General features: G+C 52.7%; 18 protein-coding genes and 1 pseudogene. 8 read left to right on the forward strand and 11 right to left on the reverse strand.

What is annotated here, in order from left to right; all coding sequences use genetic code 11:
- Window positions 1–19 precede the first annotated feature (19 nt).
- The 6 genes from AC0YNV_RS23610 to AC0YNV_RS23635 form a co-directional block, all read right to left on the reverse strand.
- Window positions 20–865, reverse strand: a complete 846-nt coding sequence (locus AC0YNV_RS23610; RefSeq protein ID WP_475770202.1) for a helix-turn-helix domain-containing protein — start codon at window positions 863–865, stop codon at window positions 20–22.
- A gap of 46 nt (window positions 866–911) precedes the next feature.
- Window positions 912–2,066, reverse strand: a complete 1,155-nt coding sequence (locus AC0YNV_RS23615; RefSeq protein ID WP_475770203.1) for a response regulator — start codon at window positions 2,064–2,066, stop codon at window positions 912–914.
- Complete coding sequence (locus tag AC0YNV_RS23620) at window positions 2,063–3,874, reverse strand: sensor histidine kinase (RefSeq protein ID WP_475770204.1); 1,812 nt, start codon at window positions 3,872–3,874, stop codon at window positions 2,063–2,065. Before AC0YNV_RS23620 ends, AC0YNV_RS23615 begins: the two co-directional genes overlap by 4 nt.
- 231 nt (window positions 3,875–4,105) lie before the next feature.
- A complete protein-coding gene (locus AC0YNV_RS23625) occupies window positions 4,106–5,122 on the reverse strand; it encodes an LLM class flavin-dependent oxidoreductase (protein ID WP_475770205.1) in 1,017 nt (338 codons plus the stop codon).
- A 95-nt stretch (window positions 5,123–5,217) separates the two neighbouring features.
- Complete coding sequence (locus AC0YNV_RS23630; RefSeq protein WP_475770206.1) at window positions 5,218–6,141, reverse strand: S66 peptidase family protein; 924 nt, start codon at window positions 6,139–6,141, stop codon at window positions 5,218–5,220.
- Window positions 6,142–6,285: 144 nt separating this feature from the next.
- Entirely contained in the window at window positions 6,286–6,573 is a 288-nt protein-coding gene (locus tag AC0YNV_RS23635) for a DUF6509 family protein (RefSeq protein ID WP_210038717.1), read from the reverse strand.
- A 199-nt stretch (window positions 6,574–6,772) separates the two neighbouring features.
- On the opposite strand from AC0YNV_RS23635, the gene AC0YNV_RS23640 reads away from it, so the two are divergent.
- A complete protein-coding gene (locus AC0YNV_RS23640) occupies window positions 6,773–7,306 on the forward strand; it encodes a GrpB family protein (RefSeq protein ID WP_475770207.1) in 534 nt (177 codons plus the stop codon).
- 122 nt (window positions 7,307–7,428) lie between these two features.
- On the opposite strand, the gene AC0YNV_RS23645 is transcribed toward AC0YNV_RS23640, so the two are convergent.
- Window positions 7,429–8,262, reverse strand: coding sequence for a sugar phosphate isomerase/epimerase family protein (locus AC0YNV_RS23645; RefSeq protein ID WP_475770208.1), 834 nt, complete (start codon window positions 8,260–8,262; stop codon window positions 7,429–7,431).
- Window positions 8,263–8,474: 212 nt separating this feature from the next.
- Here AC0YNV_RS23645 and AC0YNV_RS23650 point away from each other — a divergent pair, with 212 nt between their 5' ends.
- From AC0YNV_RS23650 to AC0YNV_RS23665, 4 genes are all read left to right on the forward strand, one after another.
- Window positions 8,475–9,515: a LacI family DNA-binding transcriptional regulator gene (locus AC0YNV_RS23650; RefSeq protein ID WP_475770209.1), complete on the forward strand. Its 1,041-nt coding sequence runs from the start codon at window positions 8,475–8,477 to the stop codon at window positions 9,513–9,515.
- Window positions 9,516–9,595: 80 nt separating this feature from the next.
- Window positions 9,596–10,294: an SDR family oxidoreductase gene (locus tag AC0YNV_RS23655; protein WP_475770210.1), complete on the forward strand. Its 699-nt coding sequence runs from the start codon at window positions 9,596–9,598 to the stop codon at window positions 10,292–10,294.
- Between the two features lie 587 nt (window positions 10,295–10,881).
- Window positions 10,882–11,262, forward strand: coding sequence for an SRPBCC domain-containing protein (locus AC0YNV_RS23660; protein WP_475770211.1), 381 nt, complete (start codon window positions 10,882–10,884; stop codon window positions 11,260–11,262).
- 35 nt (window positions 11,263–11,297) lie between these two features.
- Window positions 11,298–11,720: a DoxX family protein gene (locus AC0YNV_RS23665; RefSeq protein WP_475770212.1), complete on the forward strand. Its 423-nt coding sequence runs from the start codon at window positions 11,298–11,300 to the stop codon at window positions 11,718–11,720.
- A 145-nt stretch (window positions 11,721–11,865) separates the two neighbouring features.
- Here AC0YNV_RS23665 and AC0YNV_RS23670 read toward each other — a convergent pair.
- Window positions 11,866–12,761: pseudogene (locus AC0YNV_RS23670) on the reverse strand (aldo/keto reductase).
- 344 nt (window positions 12,762–13,105) lie between these two features.
- On the reverse strand, window positions 13,106–13,891 hold the full coding sequence (locus AC0YNV_RS23675) for an arylamine N-acetyltransferase family protein (RefSeq protein WP_475770213.1): 786 nt from the start codon (window positions 13,889–13,891) through the stop codon (window positions 13,106–13,108).
- Window positions 13,892–14,144: 253 nt separating this feature from the next.
- Between AC0YNV_RS23675 and AC0YNV_RS23680 the strand changes: the two genes are divergently transcribed.
- The 3 genes from AC0YNV_RS23680 (at window position 14,145) to AC0YNV_RS23690 (ending at window position 17,354) form a co-directional block, all read left to right on the forward strand.
- Complete coding sequence (locus tag AC0YNV_RS23680; RefSeq protein ID WP_475770214.1) at window positions 14,145–15,398, forward strand: ABC transporter substrate-binding protein; 1,254 nt, start codon at window positions 14,145–14,147, stop codon at window positions 15,396–15,398.
- A gap of 139 nt (window positions 15,399–15,537) precedes the next feature.
- Complete coding sequence (locus tag AC0YNV_RS23685; RefSeq protein ID WP_475770215.1) at window positions 15,538–16,497, forward strand: carbohydrate ABC transporter permease; 960 nt, start codon at window positions 15,538–15,540, stop codon at window positions 16,495–16,497.
- Window positions 16,498–16,526: 29 nt separating this feature from the next.
- Entirely contained in the window at window positions 16,527–17,354 is an 828-nt protein-coding gene (locus tag AC0YNV_RS23690; RefSeq protein ID WP_210038707.1) for a carbohydrate ABC transporter permease, read from the forward strand.
- A gap of 173 nt (window positions 17,355–17,527) precedes the next feature.
- On the opposite strand, the gene AC0YNV_RS23695 is transcribed toward AC0YNV_RS23690, so the two are convergent.
- A complete protein-coding gene (locus AC0YNV_RS23695; protein ID WP_475770216.1) occupies window positions 17,528–18,535 on the reverse strand; it encodes a PHP domain-containing protein in 1,008 nt (335 codons plus the stop codon).
- Entirely contained in the window at window positions 18,532–19,377 is an 846-nt protein-coding gene (locus AC0YNV_RS23700; RefSeq protein WP_475770217.1) for an alkaline phosphatase family protein, read from the reverse strand. Before AC0YNV_RS23700 ends, AC0YNV_RS23695 begins: the two co-directional genes overlap by 4 nt.

A 19,377-nucleotide genomic window follows, 5' to 3' on the forward strand; every position in this document is an offset into this window, starting at 1 on the left:
ACAGGAGGGGAATAGACAATTACTCAAGTAAATGTGGATTATTACCCAGACCGGCCCGGAAGGCTCTCGGCGAGCTGCCGGTATGCTTCTTGAACAGGCGGCTGAAATAGTGCGGGTCACTGTACCCGATGCTCTCCGCGATCGAGCTAATGCTGCAATTGCTTTGCGCCAGAAGCTGCCTGGCTCTTTTCATCCGGTGCTGAATCAAATAATCAATGGGAAACATCCCGCTGTATTTATTGAATAAATAGGAGAACTGCTTGACCTCCAGCCCTTCCAGCTGCGCCAGGCTGGCTAAGGTTATCGGCTCCCTGTAACGGTTATGTATATAGTCGATCGCATGTCTGATGAGCTCTTCACTCTCGCGGTTCTGCTGTTTGCGGGCTGCCGTTAATGATTCATAGAGCAGACTGTAAAATAATTCTTTGATTCGAACGGCCGACATATGGCCGGGGACGCCATATCCTTCATGCAGCAGCTGAAGCAGCTGAGCAATGATCGCATTCTCACCGGTATCAAGCGAATAATGGGTATCCGCATAGCGCTGCCTTCCAGCTTCCGCTTCATGGGCAAGTGTGTAATGGATCAGGCAGTACTCCAGACCGGTCTCGTCAATGACAAGCGAGAGCTCCATATTCCTCGCCCCATGTACGACTTTTCCAGGAATCAGCTCATAGGCCTCCCTTCCTTCAAAGATGAAGGTCCCTCTTCCCCGCAGCGCAAATACAAAACCGGAAAAGGGAGTCGGGTATTCACGGGTATGGACAGGATAGGAGCCTGACGGTAAAAACACTCGATAAACACCGTCTACGGACAGCTGTCCTCCGGCGATTTGGCCCGCCAGTTCATTCAAATCCACTTCCATTGCGGCCAGCAGCCTCCTTTCCTGTTCTCATGCCTTTGGCATTTCTTTATTTTTTGTTGTCGGAAGACTCGCTTACAAGCGAGTCATACAACATAAGCAGTTCCTTGGACGGGCGAATGCCAAGCTCCCTGTTGAGCAGCTTTACGTAATCGGTATACTGGGCGGTCAAGCCTTTTTTGTTTCCTTCCTGTCCGTGTATCTTCATAAGCAGACTTACGACCGATTCGTCCAGCGGATTGCGGGCATGCAGCTTAAGCAGCAGCTTCGAAGCGGCAGTCCTGTTCCGCAGGGATATTAACAACTCGGAGAGCCTTTTTACGAAGGAGGCATACAGCTCGGCAAGGCGCTCCGTCTCGTATATCGCCCATACATAGGCTTTATTGCCGAACAAGTCTCCTGTGTACAGCCTTTCGAACTGCAGCACGCTTTCCACGTCGCACGCCTCAATGTTCCCGGGCTTTCCCACCCGCAGCTCAAACACCTCGTAGTCGATAACAGCATTGGTTAATTCCAACGCGTAACCATCATTCTCGGAACGAACTACCTCCCGCAAACCAAGCGGCTCCAATGACTTGCGCAGCTGATAGACAGCCGTATTCAAATATTTCTCCGCACTTTCCCTGGTCATGCCCCCGAAAATATCCCCAATCAGCCGGGTACGGGCAATCCGTTTGCCCCGATGCAGCAGCAAGTATGCGAACAACTCGGCGCTTTTGCTGGAAATCCATTTCACGCGGCCCAATTCGTTCTGTATGGAGAAGTCGCCCAGCGCCGTAATGATAATTTCACCTGTTCCCTTGTCAGCCGAATCCTTCAGCGGCGGCATACGGAAGGATTCTCTGCCCGCCAGCGCGCGGTTAACCGTCCGTTCCAGCCGCTCCTGGGACACGGGCTTAACCAGATAATCCACCACGGACAGCTCATAGGCCTTTACGGCAAATTCTTTACTCGACGTGACAAAAACGATCTGCACCCTGCCACCCGCCTCCTCCATCCTGGAGGCAAACACCATCCCGCTTTCGCCCGGCATGGAGATGTCCACGAAAGCCAGCCCGATGTCATTGTTGGCGCTCAGAAATGCGGCTGCGGACTGGGTATCCTTGAAAGCCCCCGCTACCTGGACTCCGGGAAACTTGACCAGCATCTTCCGCAAGATCAGATGCATCACAGGATCATCATCAATCAATATTACTTTCATCATGCGCCCAACCCCGTTTCATCGTTCTTAACCGTTCCCGTGCCGCCGGCGGAGCCAGGCAATGTGAATATAAAGGTCGTTCCTTCTCCGGGTATGCTGTCAAACTGGAGGCTGCCTCCATGAATGCGGAGAAATTCGCGGGTCAGCACCAGACCGAATCTCATCTCTCCTCCTTCACTCACGAAGCCCGGACCCTTGAAGAACAGCTCTTCCTGCCGCAGCAGCCTTGACGTCTCCTCATCGATGCCCGACCCGTTGTCCCTCACGTAAACCTTAACCAGACCCTCTTCCAAAGAGGCTCCGATTTCGATCCTTCCGCCAAGTCCGGTAAACTTGATCGCATTCGACAGTAAATTTCGGAGAATAAGGTCGAGCATCTCTTTGTCGGCATTCACCGTTATCAGCTCGTCCACAAGCTCCGTCAATTGAATTTGCTTCATGGCGGCCCGAGTCCCGGCAAGCGCCACGCTCTGCCGCACAACCTGCTTCAGATTCCACACCACCGGGTGAAAAACGACTCTCCCGTTTTGGCTGCGGTACCAGTCAAGCAAATTATCAACGAGATGGAAGGTGCCGCTTACCTGCCTTCTGATTTCCTGGAACACTTCTGCATGCGCAATATCGGGATCCGTCGGTTCCTCGCCCAAGAGCTCGGTCAGGCTGACAAGAAGCGCGATCGGATCGCGGATATCATGGGCCACGACGGTGAACAGCTTGTCTTTGAACGTGTTCAGCTGGGACAGCTGGCGGGCATTTTCCCGCAGACGCTCCTCATTCTCCATCCACTCCGTAATATCGTTGAACATCAGCATTTTGCCGATCGGGGTCTTCCCGGTATCGTAAATAAAAGACATGCTGCAAATATAATGCCTGTGCCGATTATCCCGCAGACGCCGAAACGGGAAGCGTTCATCCCCGCTGTCTGCAGCGGAAATCCACTCCAGCAGCTCCGGGGAAGCCGACAAAACGTCCTTGCCGTTCGCAGGGTAGCCTTTTGCACGGCCGAGCTCTGGAAACACCTCTTCGGCAGCGAGATTGTAATTCACGATTTCATCCTCATAATCCATCAAGATAACGCCGTCCCGGATTGTATCGAATACTTTGGCAAACGCCAGCGGCGTCAAGCGCAGCAAGTTGAACCGGTAAATGCCCCAAACGTAAACGACGCCCGAGACGGCAAATCCGAACGGCGTAAAGTCAATCGTTTCTCCCTTGTTGTATACATAGACAAGATTAGAGAGCAAAGGGGCGGCCGCACCCAGAATAAGGACCATAATCTGTTTCCGCACAATAGGCAAAGACCGCAGATACATCGGGATAAACAGCAGCATTCCGCACACCATGATGCCATAATTGTAAAATCCGTGCACCCGATACCAGGGTCCCATAGTCATGCTGTACATGGGAACGGCTTCATCCGCCCTCAGTATGTATCCTTTATAAAAGAAATGATGCCAGTCATCGGTCAAATGGAAGAGAAAGGTCGCTGAAGGGATGATAAAAAGCAATAATACGTATCGTCTCCGGAGCCGGGATGCCGCGCCGGTAAATTGAATGACCAGCAGGAGCCAAAATGTCGCGACAAACGGTATGCCCAAATATTCGAACTGGAGGGAAAGCTTCACGTCGCGCAGGTTTGTGCTCAAAACCTCGAACGCGTAGCCAAATGAGTAACACGATGCTCCCAGCATAAGGCAAATCATCGTTCGCGCAACCTGCAGATGGCGTTTCCGATAGGACAGAAACGACACGAACAGCATCAGCGCCGTTGCAAAAAAAAGCAATATCGACATCCATTGTCTTGTATCCACAAAAGCCGCTCCTTACATCACTTACATGGTTAACCAACCCTGCAGACGATTTATCCAGCCTATACTGCAAGGTTTCATCCAGAATCCGGACTCTTCCCTCTCAAATTCGACAGAGTGTGCTAAAAATCCTTGTTTTATGCGGTTTTCAGTCATTCATTATATGAGCTTATTTAAGCTTCAAAAAAAAGACAGCTGCATCACAGCTGCCTGCCTTCGTTTCTCACAATTATTTTACTCCGCAGCCGGCAGCCCAAACGCCTCCGCCAGCAGCTTGAACGACATCCGCTTGGCTTCATAATCATGGACGATGGTCGCGACCATAATTTCCTCGGTATCATATTCCCGGCCCAGGCGCAGCAGCTGCTCCTTCACCGTCTCCGGGGAGCCGACGACCACCCGCTTGCGGTTCTCACGCACCCGCATTCTCTCCACCTCGGAATACGGATAAGCCAGCGCTTTCTCCGGGGGCGCAATCCCGGCGCTGAACCGGCCCTGTTCGAGCAGCAGAAATTGATAATCGAAGCTCGACGCCAATCTCTGCGCTTCTTCGTCGGTTTTTGCGCAAACGACGAATATCGCCACCATCGCCGAAGGCTTGCCGCCTGGGAGGGCAGGCGTGAATGCTTCCTTATAATCCCTTACATAGGAGGCCCCGCCGCTCCCGTTAATAAACTGGGCGAAGGCGAAGGAGACGCCGCGCTCCGCGGCAAGCATGGCGCTGTCCCCGCTCGAGCCAAGCAGCCACACTTCAGGCGCCGAGCTTATCGCAGGGGATGCCGTCAACCCGGGAAACCTGTGATTCCCATGGTTGGCGACATTCAGATAATGCAGCAAATCTTCAATCTGCTGCGGATAACGGTCAATCGTGCCTGCATTACCTTCCTGCAGCGCTCTTGTGGCAATGGGCATGCCGCCTGGCGCGCGTCCCAGCCCCATATCGATGCGTCCCGGGTACAATGCTTCAAGAAGACGGAAATTCTCCGCCACTTTATACGCGCTGTAATGAGGCAGCATCACGCCGCCTGAGCCTACGCGAATCGTCGAGGTATTCGCTGCGATATGCGAGATGAATACTTCCGGGCTCGAATGCGCCAGACTTTCCGTATTATGATGCTCCGATACCCAGAATCGATGATAGCCCAGCCGTTCTGCCAGCTCTGCCAGCCTGACTGTCTGCTTCAAAGCCTCCGCCGCGTTGCTTCCCTCCGGTACCGGCGATTGATCCAATACGCTTAACCGCATTTTCATCACACCTTTTGGCTTATTTCGTAATCATGACAACCCGTACATTCATGATAACGAAAGGCGCAGCCAATCGCAAACGCCAGGCCCCCATTGCAGCATCAATACCGGACAGCCGGCTCCAGCAGTGTAACGGTCTGTGTATGGCTGTTAAGGTTTGCCACGACTCCAATCGGGACAGCGGCCTTGTAGCGTCCATGGCCGGAGGCCAGATTCGTGATAAGCGGTTTGCCCAGCGGCACCATCACCTCGTTGATCAAGTCCTCATAGGAAACACCGTAGGCGTCTGCGCATTCGTTGCATTCACCCATGAGGATAGCGGAGGCGTCGCTGAACTTTCCGGCAAGCTTCAGCTGCTCCACATAACGGTACACCCTGTTGATCGGCTCATGCGTCTCTTCAATAAAGAAAATCTTCCCCGCTGTATCGATCTCGTACGGCGTACCGAGCGAACCGATGAGAGACGTGATGTTCCCTCCTACGATCGGTCCCGTGGCACTGCCCGGCACCTTGCCCGTCAGCGGCATACCGGGCGGATTGACCAGAGGACGGGGAGCCGCAGTAGATGAGGTCGCAGTAAAAAACTGCTCGAAATTATAGGGCGGCGTATTCGCCCTGAAGTCAAGCAGCAGCAGGCTGTGGAGGGTTACGATATCCGCATACTGATATAACACGTTCAGCAGAATGGTAATGTCGCTGTATCCGCTGATAAGCTTCGGATTCGCTTTGATCACGGAATAATCCAGATACGGCAGAATTCCCTCCACGCCAACTCCGCCTCTGACAGGAAGAATCATCTTCACCCTGGGATTGGTGAACATGCTCATCAAATCCTCCGCGCGCTGCTGATCCGAGCCTGCCAGAAAGCCGTTCTCCGCATATACATACCGTCCCAGAAGTACTTGAAGCCCCATGCTCTGCAAATAGGCGATGCAGGCATTTATTCTCTCCGCAGCCAGCGGGCTTCCAAGCGTTACAATGCCGATCGTATCCCCCCGCTGAAGAGCTAACGGTTTAATGGCCATTCTCCCAAACCTCCATCCAAAACTTCCTCTGCTATTAGATTATGAATGGTGGCGGAACAGGTATGCGGTTATTGGGCAAAAAAAAGAAGGGCGTACAGGGCCCTTGCATCCCTATACCCTCTTCCTTCGCATTGCCAAGGCCGGTCAGGCCGGCAAATGCTCTTTGCAGAAAGCGGCGATCGCTTCCTCTTCATCCTCTTCCATCTCGAAATCGAGTATCAGATCGGATGTTCTCTCATGCAGTTCATATTTGAGAATACCCTCGCGGTTCTCGTCCACGATGTAAATGAGCTTTATATAGACGCCTTTATCGGAGTGCAGCTCGTCTTCCTCCGGCACATCCAGATCCAGCACAAACTCATAACGCTTTCCAGTCAATATCCCGAATGGATCCTTCACCAAATCCGCACTATATTCCGTAACCTTAAACATCTGATCATCCTCTCTGGCACATCTGGATCTTATTATACCTTACACTGGACGGAAAAAGATGCAGTTTTCACGTTATGCCCAAAAAATGCCGTGTTCATACAAGTCCAACGATAAACATTGTGGTATTATACTCCATGCGGATTTGTCCAGGCAGCAAGCGTGAGTTCCGCAATATTCAGGATGCTCAGGGGGATGAAAAATGGCGGAGGAAGTGATCATTGCCGACTATCAATCAGAGTGGGCGGAGCAGTTCGAATACGAGAAGGCAAGGCTGCAATCGGCGCTGCACGATAAGACGATTGTTATTGAGCATATAGGAAGCACCTCCGTTCAGGGGCTGCCGGCAAAGCCGATTCTGGATATTGCGGTTGGAGTAAGCAAATTGACGGAAGCGGATGATTTTATCGGCCCGTTATGCGCAACAGGCTACGAATATGTTCCCAAAGCGGACTTTCCAAACCGGAGATTCTTTAGAAAGGGAGAATGGCGGAAGGGCACGCATCATCTGCATGTTTATGAACTGCAGAGCGAGGAATGGAGCAATAATATACGGTTTCGCAATTACCTGAGAAGCAACCCGGAGAAAGCTCAGGAATATGCCCGGCTTAAGAAACAGCTCGCAGCTCTATACGCCGAGGACAGATCTACGTATACATTGTTAAAAGCACCCTTCATTAACTCGGTTATCGAAATGGCAAAAAACAAAGGCCATGATTTGTTCCCGAAACTGTAGCGGAAACCGCTGAATTCCTCCGGCTGCAGCACAAATATTTCAGCATGAAGAGGGCCTGCCGGCGGCAGGCCCTCCGTTCGCTCCGTGATAATATTCCGGTTATCATTTCTCTAACGTATTCCTCACAACGGGATATGCAGCTCCGAGGCGGTCTTGCGTATGTAATCCGCGGCCTGTTGATATTCCTCATTGGTAGACAGATGCTCGATGATCAAGGTGGTATCTGGGTGCAGCTTGTTCAATTCACTCAGGAATATCCGGTAATCGAGCATCCCGCGGCCCGGTATGACCTCATCCAGATGAACGGTCAGCTTGCCGTGCAGCAGAATGTCCTTGGCGTGGCAATTACGGATATAAGGCCCAAGCCTGGCAAAAAAGTCACGGATCATCTCGCCATTCCGGTAGTAGGTCCGGGGACTGCTGACAATGTTGACGGGGTCAAAGTGGACGCCAAAGCCTTTGCGGTCAATCGCCTTGATCAGAGCAAGATAAGTGTCGGCAGAGTCGGGGAATACCCACGGCATCATTTCCAATGCGAATACGGTACGCTCCGGCTTGACCGCATCGATGATTTCGCGTGTCGTCTCCACAATGAGATCAAAGGTCTCGTCGCTGAAATTGTCCGGATCCGGCCCATCCCATTGTTCCCCGCGGGAACCGGCGATATTGACGCAGCATTGGGCGCCAATCCGCTCCGCGAGCTCCAGCCGCTTGATACAGTAGGCGACGGCACTGCGCCTTGTTTCCTCGTTCCGGCTGATCGGATTGCTCCAGGCTCCAACCTCCGAGATCAGAATATCATGCTCCCGCGCCGCCTTCAGATAGTCTTCGAGCTCGCCGATATCGTCTTCCCCGTTAATCGGGCAGGTTGTTGCGCGAAACCCCGCTTGCCGCAATGCGGCTGACCAACTCTCCGGATTCTTGTCTTCTAGAAACACCTGGCCTCCAAGCCTCATTACAATCCCTTCCTTTCTTTCATACGATTGTCGCTAGCAGGAAATACTTGATGTTGCGGACAGTATATCATAGACACGCGTTTATACAAGTCCGGTTTTGCAGCACCGCCGAAAAATGGACAGTTGAGGGGTTTAATAGATTGACAGCGATTTCAAATATTGTGTATGATTGACCCATAAACACGTGTTTACGAAAGAGGCTGAAGGACATTGTGAAAAAGGCGGATATAAACAGCGTTGAGATCGCCCGTTTGGCTGGCGTATCCAGAAGCACGGTCAGCAGAGTCATCAACAATTACGCCAACGTTCCGCCGAAGACGCGTGAGAAAGTCATGAAAGTGATCCAGCAGTATAATTATTTCCCCAATGCTTCCGCTCAGGTACTTGCCGGCAAACGCGCGCGCACCATCGGGCTGTTCCTGATTGCGCCTGGGCATGTATCAAGCGACATGCTGGTGAACAGAATGATCGTAAGTGTCATTGAAGATGTCTCCGCTTACGGTTATTACGTGCTGACGCATATCATTCGTGACGCAAGCGACCAGGAAACGGTCAGGAATGTGAAGGAGATCTTCTTCCAGCGCCGGATTGACGGGGGGATCTTCATTGGCGCCGCCAATCGTGAGCCATTCATCGAAGAGCTTATTGCCGAAGGCTTCATCGTCGGCGTTGTGGATCAGCAGCAGCCGGAAATTCCCCAATCCAACCGGATAGTCGCCAATTTCAACAATGATTCCGGCATGAAGCAGGCAGTCGCTTATTTGACAGGACTCGGGCATACCAGGATTGGCGTTATTAATGGTGATATGAACCGTCTATCAGGCCCTACAAAATACGAGGGCTTCCTGAAAGCCATGCAGCTATGCGGTTTGCAGGTCAATCAGGATTGGGTGCTGGATGGCAGCTTTCATGAAGAAAGCGGATATGAGGCGATCTATTCCTTTCTCCGCAAGAATGGGGAACGGCCGACAGCCATCATAGCGGCCAACGACAGCGTAGCTTTCGGAGCGATCCGGGCATTGAAGGAGCATGGTCTGCAGGTGCCGGAGGATATATCCGTCATTGGCTTCGATGATCATGCGCTCAGCGAGAAGCATCATCCGCCGCTTACGACGATCAGGGTCGATTTCAGCGACATGCTGAAGCAGCTGACCTCCATCCTCATCGGCAAGATCGAGCAGCCAACCGACGATGTGAAACAAATCACACTCGAATGCAGCCTTGTAGTCCGGGATTCATGCCGGAGGGTGTGAATTTTTTCAATTCCATAAACACGCGTTCACCTATCATTCAGACCTGTATGCTTACCAACCATTCGAAGGAGGATATAACAATGAATTTGCTTATAACAGGCGCCAATCGTGGATTGGGCTACGAGATTGCCGCTGAAGCGCTGGAGCGGGGACATGCTGTAATAGCAGGAGTGCGAAGCCCCGGTCAGGAAAATGACAAGTTGTCGGCACTTGCCGACAAGTACGGAGAACAGCTTACCGTCGCCGAGCTGGATGTAACCGACGAGGCAGGCATCGCAGCACTTGCTGCCCGGATGCAGCAGGAGGGCAGGACGCTTGGAGCGATCGTCAATAACGCGGCGATTCTGGTAGCCCGCAACACGCAAATTGAGAACCTGGATATGGACGATGTGGTGAATACATTTGAGATCAATCTTTACGGTCCGATGCGTGTAGTCAAGCATTTCCTGCCGCTTCTGACGGAGAAGGATGCTGCGATCATTAATATTTCCTCCGAAGCGGGCAGCATCACGAATGCCTATCCGGGCGATTATCCTTATGCGATTTCCAAAACCGCGCTGAATATGTTCTCGCAGCAGCTGCTTTCCTATGTGAAAGGCCGCGGCATTCAGGTGCTCAGCATCCACCCCGGCTGGATGCGGACGGATATGGGCGGAGCATCGGCCCCGAACGATCCGGGCAACAGCGCCCGCGGCATCGTGGATCAGATCGAACGCAAAATCGTTCCGGAGAGCCGCTTCAATTTCGTTGATTTCTCCGGTAAAGAAATGCCTATTTAAAGGCGCGGGCGACCATTCATCGAATGGTTCTTCTGAGGCGGCGCACGCTTGTATGCCCATCTTTCGAGGAATCCAGAACTTTATGCGCATCTCTTCGAGATGCACGATTGTCTGGAAATAACCTGCCTGCCCAAAGCGGCTGGAGGTATAGCATTCGCGCCATATCCCTAATAATCATTCCATCCGCCGTCTCCCTTAAGGAGGCGGTTTTTTTTATGGAACGAAAACCAGCCATCAAAAACATGATGCAAAGACGCACCAAAATAAGTTTTTAATATTCCTTGACAGGAATATTCCTATTAAGGTATATTCAACTCATGAATTCAAGCTTTATTGCCCTGACCGAACCGAAACACGTCCTGGACGAGAGACTTGCCCGTGCGGACGATTCTTGAAGGACCTGCAAAGAAAGGATGTGATACATGGCGATATGCAGTAGTCCTGCAGGAAGTTTATTACACAACGAAATTGGAGGAATGGAATTATGTCAGCAAACCATGCAGCAAGCAATACTCCAGCATCAATAGAAGGCCGGGAACTTATTGCCATCGTGTTTTTCAAGCACCGCACGAGCTGGTTTTTAGAACATGGACGGATCCCGGGCATCTGCCGCAATGGTGGGGACCAGCGGACTTTACCATAACCATTCTGGCCTAGACATAAGACCAGGCGGCGTATGGAGCTATATTATGCATGGCCTCGACGGGGTCGATTACGATAATAAAATTACTTATATTGAGGTTGTCAGACCAGAGCGTCTTATATATTCCCATGGCGGCGATGGAGATGACGAGCAATTTCGCGTCACGGTGACGTTCGCCGAGCAGGGCAATAAGACCCGTCTGACCATGCGGTCCCTCTTCAAGTCGGCAGAAGAGCTGGATACTGTGGTAAAAGAATACGGAGCTGTTGAAGGGGCCAAACAAACGCTGGATCGCTTCGAGGAGCAACTGGCAAAACTTATGTAATTGTGAACTTAAAACCAGAAAGGAATGAATTTAATATGAAAAGAAATACATTGATCTATTGGATTTTTACCGGCCCTTTGGCAGCCTTAATGCTTGTTGGATCCATTCCTGACATCATGTCCGTCCCCGATGCCGTTGAATTATTCGATCATCTGGGCTATCCCCACTACCTGCTGCCCTTTCTCGGAATCGCCAAGCTGCTGGGTGTCGCAGCCATCCTGATTCCCGGATTTCCGCGAATCAAGGAATGGGCTTATGCCGGTTTGGTTTTTGATCTTGGAGGGGCCATGTATTCCAGCATTTCCGTGGGCGACCCTGCAGGCAGCTGGTTGCCCGTCATTATCGGATTCCTGTTCATAGCCGGTTCTTATGTGTTCTATCATAAAAGATCAAAAGCAGCAGCTTCGATTCGTTCCCATTCCGCTTATTCTTCTGAAAATGCCCCAATCCAGATCTGAAGAAAATAAAAACCAAACAGCCGGTACGCGCCGTTACTCAAGTTGGCGCGCACTGGCTGTTTCGGATGATGAACACAGTCCGGCATTCTTTCTTAATCCGGGTTAACCCTGGCTTACCAATCCGCTCCGGCAGCCATCTTCCGATTTAACCTTGGCCTACCCAATCCGCTCCGGCAATTTCCTTCCAGCGCGTACGAATGGCCTCGTACTGCTGCCGGGGAAGAGCCCCTTCTCAAGCAGCTTGGCATTCTCCAGCCACCGCCCGGGGTTGGCCGTGCCGACAATTGCGGCATGAACGCCGGGAATGGACAGCGTGAAGCGCAGGGCCGTTCCCACCGATTCACTCAGGCCGCCGTCCAGGAAATCGTAGTTCAATTCCTGCAGCCGCCTCCAATATTCGTGCGGATATTCATCTTCCGGCAGCTTGCCTGTTTTCCAGGCCGCATTGGCAATCGGACGTTTGACGACAACGCCCATGCCCCGCTTGGCCGCTTCCGGCAAGGTCAGCTCGATCGCTTCCTGATCCGCGATGCTGATGGATGTTTCCAGTGAGTCAAACGCCCCGCTTTGCACCGCGTACAGGGCGGCCGAAGAGTCCCCGCTGTACCCGATAAAACGGGTTTTACCCTTTTCCTTGGCCCGCTTCAGCACATCAATCACATCGCCTTGCCGCAGAATATCTTCCGAGCAGCTGTGGAGATGAATGACGTCGACATAGTCCGTCTGCAGCCTGCTCAGGCTGCGGTCAATGCTTTGCTCCAGCAGGGCGGGGTCCCAATCGGGCAAATCAATACCGGACGAATGCCCGCATTTGGTAAACAGATAATAATCGTCACGGCGGTGCCCCACCGTCTTGCCGATCAATTCCTCGCTGATCGCATAACATTCCGCGGTATCGATCAGATTCAGGCCCGCATCCAGCGCGCTTCCAAGCAGCTTGTCCGCCTGTTCCCCGGTAATGCCCTGAAAGCCGATCTCCGCTCCCCCCAAGCCCAGGATGCTCACATTCATTCCGGTACGTCCATACTGTCGTTTCTCCATGTCGTCCATGCCTCGCTTTCCCAATTTCCCAGAATTCACAAGAATCATTACCCTTGGTTTGACTTGTTTCAGCATCAATTCATAACCTGGATTACCCGTCCTGAAGCCCAATGTAACAGAAGTAACGGCTCCGCCCTTCTTGCGGCAGAGTAAATTTCTTCCCTCAGACCTTATAGAAATGGGTAAATGTGAAACTCATACATTCTATAACGTGTAAGAAGAAACGGCTTCGCCGTCCTTTGGCGGCATCGTTAGTTTCTTCCCTCAAACCTTATAGAAATTTATAGGCGTGAAAACTTATAAATTCTATAAGGTCAAAAAGACTGCCTGAGCGGCCTTCCCTGCTAAGGGGCGGCAATTCCGAAATACGTAAGCAGCGCCTCATTATAATCGTCTTCCGAAGCTGGCGTAAAAGCATGAACCCCATCCGCAGTAAAGATACGGAATTCCTGCCCTGCGATCGTGTTTCGCCCCTCGCGGGTGCGCATCGCCACCATGGCGTTCCTGGTGAAAATAGAATCCGGGGCGTTCTCGCACCAGTAGGTTGCCATAATAAAATCCTTGGGCAGCTGCGGCTCGTCGGTAAATGAATACAGCCAGCTCCACCCGCCCCGCTTCCATTCGCTGAGCACCCAGCCATAATAGGCATCCCGCTCCAGACGATAGCTTTCTTCTCCTTGCGGCTGCTCCAGCAGCTCCTGCATTTGGATGGGACGGCGCGGCACGATGCCCCCCACGCCGACATCGCACAGGTAGGAGATGCCTTCGGCCTCCACCTTCAGCACATGATGGCGCCGTTTGGGCGGGGCATCGGTCTCATCGCGCCAAAACCGCGCGAACAGGTCGGTAACGGGATATCCCAGCTCCCGCAGCAGCCAGCCGAACAGCGCGTTGAGCTCGAAGCAGTATCCGCCCCGGCGGCGCACAACGATTTTGTCGAAGAGCGCCGGGATTTCCAGCGACAGCGGAATTCGCTTCAAAATATCAAGATTCTCATAGGGGACCGCATGAAGATGCCGCTCCTGCAGTTCGGCCAGCGCCGCGGCGCTTCCGTCAAGATTGCCTTCATAGCCGATCCGCTTCAGGTAAGCGGTTACTTCAGGATGAAGAGGGGCTTGGTCGGTCGTCATCGCATGAACTCCTTCGCCAGTGATTGCGGTTCGCCACAATGGGCTGATCCGGTGAGCTTCCTGATATTACTATACCATATGAACAGGCAATTGGATCGCTTCCAATCCTTTTCATATGTAATTAACTTCCATATAATAATGCGTTTCAATCGTGTTATCTTTGTTTATTACATAAGGAAGTATAGCTTTTTTCGTACTTTTTACATTCAGGAGCTTACAAAAGTATTTACAAACGAAGAAGGGGGCGGCGTAAGTGGCAAAAAAACGGATTGCCTTATTATTATTCATTATTGTCCTGACCGTGTGTGGGTGTTCCGCTGGAAATTCTTCAAGTGAAAAGACAACGCTTACACTATGGTACTGGAACCGCGGCCTGGATGATAAGCTCATTGCATCCCTTGAGACGCAATTCCCGACCCTGCAGATCAATGCGCAAAAAATCGGCGGCGATTTCAAATCCAAGCTGAAAACAACGCTTGCAGCCGGATCAGGCGGGCCTGATATCGTCGCTTTCAATGACTGGGTGACGGAAATGTTCCCGAATTCGGACCGCTTCTATAATTTGTATGATCTCGGCGCCAAAGAAATTGAGCCGGACTATCTGGATTGGAAATGGCAGCTCGGGGTTTCGCCTGAAGGAAAAATGATAGCGCTTCCTATCGATACAGGACCTACAGCTTTATTTTACCGCGCCGATCTGTTCGAGAAGGCCGGACTGCCTAGCGACCCCAAGGAGGTCAGCGATGCGCTGGGAACCTGGGAGGCATATTTCGCGGCGGGAGAGAAGCTCCAGTCTGCGCTGGGAGATGACGTCAAGCTGACGGATAATATCGGCAGCATCTATACCCAGGTGAACGCCCAGAGCGATAAGATCTACTTCAACAAGGATGAAACCTTCATCGGGGAAGATTCCTCTTCTTCCATGAAGAAAGCCTGGGATCTTGCTGTGAAGGCATCCCAAATGGGACTCCTGGCCAATGCCAACGGCAGCACCTCCGAATGGAACGCCGCCATGAACAACGGTAAAATCGCTTCTTTTGTCGGCGCGGTCTGGAACAAGGAAGTTCTGATGCAAGCCGCACCCGACACGGCCGGCAAATGGCGGGTGGCGCGGGCGCCAGGCGGAGACGGCAACAATGGCGGCTCCTTCCTGTCCATCATGAGAACAAGCAAGCATCCAAAGGAAGCCTTCGAGGTCATCAAATGGCTGCAGAATCCCGAGAATCAAGTGAAATCCTTCACCGATGTCAACCTGTTTCCGTCGGCTGTCAAGGCGCTTGATGCGAAGGAGCTGCTGCAAAAAGAAGATTTCTTCGGGGGACAGGCAACCGGTGAAATTTTTACCGAGTCGGCAAGGAATGTCAAGCCTGCTTACTTCGGTTCTAAATACGCGAATCTTAACGGGATCGTAAGCCGCCAGCTGCAGTCCGTTGCGCTTCAGGGGAAGAACCCCGATGAAGCATGGAAGGCTGCATTGGCCCGGGTTAAAAAGGAGCTGCTGCGCTAAAGGCACCAAGCCGGCCGCTTCAGCCATGCCGCTTCCGTCCATCTATGGCATTACAGCGTTGAGGCCATGCCGCCCGCAAAGGTTGAAAGCAGCCAAAATGAAATAACTGTACGCCATCTACTATAAGGAGGTTAAGCTTATGGCCGAACCAACCAGACTGCAAACATCGACGAAGCCCGCCCTACATGCAAGAGTGCGGGAACCCAAACGCGGACTCGCCTCTGAAATATGGAAGCACCGCAAAGAATATTTAGCCATTTCGCCATTTTACCTGTTGTTTGCCATATTCGGGCTGTTCCCGATTGCCTTCTCCATGTATCTCTCGTTTCAACGATGGGACGGAATCGGGGAGATGACCTTCAACGGCCTGAACAATTACCGGTTCATGCTCTCGGACCCGGAATTCTGGAAAGCCGTGGGCAATACATTGCTAATCTGGGTGTATTCCACCATACCGATGCTGTTCTCGGCGCTTGTCGTCGCTTTCCTGCTGAATGCGTCATTCGTAAAATTCCGCACCTTCTTCCGGATCGGTTATTTTCTGCCGAACGTAACGTCGCTGGTAGCGGTAGCGATTATTTTCAGCACCCTGTTCTCCAACAATTATGGCCTGTTGAACTACATTCTCTCCCTGTTCGGCCTTCATTCCGTGGAATGGCTGAACGAAACATGGGGGATTCAGCTGGCAGTTTCCCTGATGGTAGTATGGCGCTGGGTCGGCTATAATGCCGTCATCTATCTGGCCGGACTGCAAAGCATCCCGACGGTGCTGTATGAGGCAGCCAAAATTGACGGAGCCTCAGGCGTCCAGTCCTTCTTCCGGATTACGGTTCCCATTCTGCGGCCAATTATTCTGTTCACTGTCATTACCTCGACCATCGGCGGCATGCAGATCTTTACAGAGTCCCAGGTGCTCGTCGGCAATGACGGCGGCGTGAGCGGCGGCGGGCTTACCATCGTGCTGTATTTGTACCGCGAGGCTTTCATCAACAACTACTTTGGCTATGGAGCCGCAGTGGGCTGGGGAATGTTCGTGCTGATCGCGTTGTTCTCGATCGTGAACTGGAAGCTGGTTCAGGGCAAGTCGGCCAATAATTAACGATTATATGATAAATGGGGTGATGGCATATGCCAACAGCAAAATGGAAATCGACTCTGCTGCATCTGGGACTGATTGCAGGATTAATCGTTTCAATCTTTCCTTTCTACTGGCTTCTGGTGATGTCCACACGCACGACAGCGGAAATATACAGCTATCCTCCGAAATTATGGTTCGGCGGCGAGCTGTTTGACAATATATCGCGGGTTATGGCCAATATTGATTTTTTTGGCGCTTTTCTGAATACACTGTTCGTCGCTTCTGTCTGTACGGTGCTGGTATTGTTCTTCGATTCACTGGCCGGCATCACGTTTGCCAAATATCATTTTCCGGGCAAAAAGTGGCTGTTTATCCTGCTGCTGGCCACCATGATGGCGCCTGCCCAGCTGTCGCTCGTTCCATCCTTCGTCATTATGGCCAAGTTTGGATGGGTGGGGTCCTTCAAGGCTCTTATTATTCCCGGCATGGTGAATGCCTTCGGGATTTTCTGGATCAGGCAGTATGCCGAGGAATCCATTCCGTCGGAGCTGCTGGATGCCGGACGGATTGACGGCTGCGGATTCTTCCGCCTGTATTGGAATCTGTCCCTGCCGATTCTGCGTCCCGCATTATCCTTTCTCGGCGCGTTCACGTTTATCGGCGTATGGAATGACTATCTCTGGCCGCTCATTATCATCACCGACGAGAGCAAATTCACGCTTCAGATTGCCCTCTCGTCCTTAAACGGCATCTATATGACCGATTACTCCATGGTCATCGCAGGTACGCTGCTTGCGGTGCTGCCGCTGATTCTGCTATTTCTGTTTATCAGCAAGCAGTTTATATCCGATATCGCCGCTGGCGCCATCAAAAGCTGACCCGGACCTGCCGGGCTTTATCTACAGCCTTGAACGATAACGAAAAAGCACCTTCTTTCCCACGTCAATCGTGGTTTTAAGAAGGTGCTTTCGTATGTTTATTGAGTTGGCTTCTAAGAGCCTGGCCTTATGGAAAAGCCCCCCATTTCATTTTCAGCTCAAAAAAAGCCTGCTTACAATTCAGATAAATAGCGCTTCCCGCCCTTGAACCAGGCGGCCTCGCGGTAGCCGGTCCGCTTCGCCAGCTCGACCGCTTCGTCAATCAAAGTGCCCAGATCGTCGGGATAATGCGCATCCGACGAGAATGTGACCGGCACGCCATACTCAAACATTGCGGCAAGCAGCAGCGGGCTTGGACAAATCTCCTTCACCGGATACCGGTACGCCAGACCCGTGTTCACTTCAGTTGCGACACCCGCCTCCTTGAAGGCTCGCGCCGTCTCCCGGTAAAGCTCCCCCAGCAGTCCCTCATCCGGCCTGTAGCCGAATACCTTGATATTGTCGGGGTGGCCGATCATATCGAACAGCCCGCTGCGGGCCGCACGCTGGACCAGCGAGAAATGCCTGGCATACAGCAATTCCAGATTCTCGTCCTCAAACCGTGAAGCCGTCTCCGGATTGTCAAAGCCCCAGCCGTCAATGAAATGGACGGAACCGATGACATAATCGACATCCAGCATCTCCAGCAGTCCTGCCAGCTCGGCTTCCCCGCCGGGAAAATAATCCGCCTCCACGCCAACCGACAGCGCGTCATCGCTGCCGGCGGCGTCCTTGGCTGCCTCAATAAACGCAGTCGCCGAGGTCACACATACCCGGTCCAGCCATTCCCGCTGCAGTCTGCCGAGCGGCGAATCGTCGACACGGATATGCTTGAGGTAATAGGGCTTGAACTCCTCGAACCGGTACAGATGATCAACCAGTCCGAACTTCCCGATTCCTCTTCGCCGTCCCTCCGCCAGGTACCGTTTAATCCAGTCCTGGTGGAACGGCCCCTGCTCAATGCGCCGTCCCAGCTGGGCGCTCACGCTATTGATCCATGACAGGGAGTGGAGAGGGGACCGCCCCGTCTCCTGTTCCCTTCCGATCTCATCCGACGTTGCAGAAAGCGCCCTCGCCGTCCGCTCCAGCCAGCGCAGCGAATACGGGCCTTCCTCCAGGTGAAAATGAAAGTCTACTTTCATTCCGTTCTGCCTGCAGCCGCTTGATTCAATGAACAGCCCGGCAGCTCAATCGGCCTCATCGCTGCAGAACAAGGAATACCGAGAAGTCCGCACACCAGCGGCGCGACCGCCAGCTGGGGAATGGGGTCTTCGTATACGCCCGGGGTAAACTCCGGTCCTATGGCGTAGAAGGGCACATCCCGTTCTCCCTGGCCGGTCCCCCCGTGCTGTCCGAATTCGTTCATGCCGTGATCGGCTGTGACGATGATGCGGTATTTATTTTCCAGCCAAACGGGGAGCAGTCCGGCGAGAACCGCATCCGCCGCTCCGGTAATTTGCCGGTATTCGGCGGAACCGGCCCCATGCTTATGGCCGATGTCGTCGATTCCCATCGGATGGACATAGAGAAAATCCGGGGCATACGCCCGGCGAAGGTATTCGGCATCGGCAAACAGATGCGTATCCGGGTACGTATCGTCAAAATAAAACATCCCGTATTGGATCGGAGATGTTCCGTCCAGCTGAATCCGGTCGGTCATCGGATTGAACGGGGCGCGGTTGTACAGCTCGCTGACCCAATGGTAAGCCGCCGCCGCGGTTGTGAGTCCCTGTTCAGCCGCAAGCTGAAACACGCTGCGCTGATTCGACAGCCTCACCGTATGATTGGCTGTAATACCGTTCTCCACGGGCGGCGTCCCCGTGAGCAGCACCTCATACAGCGGCCTCGACAGACTCGGCAGCTCCGAGCTGACGCGGTAGCAGGCGGCACGGCCCTTCTCCACCAGATGCTCCATATATCCCATGACGGCGCGCGCCGTATCATAGCGCAAGCCGTCAAGCACAACCATAATCACTTTCTGCAT

It is taken from the genome of Paenibacillus sp. JT31N11 (assembly GCF_056269285.1).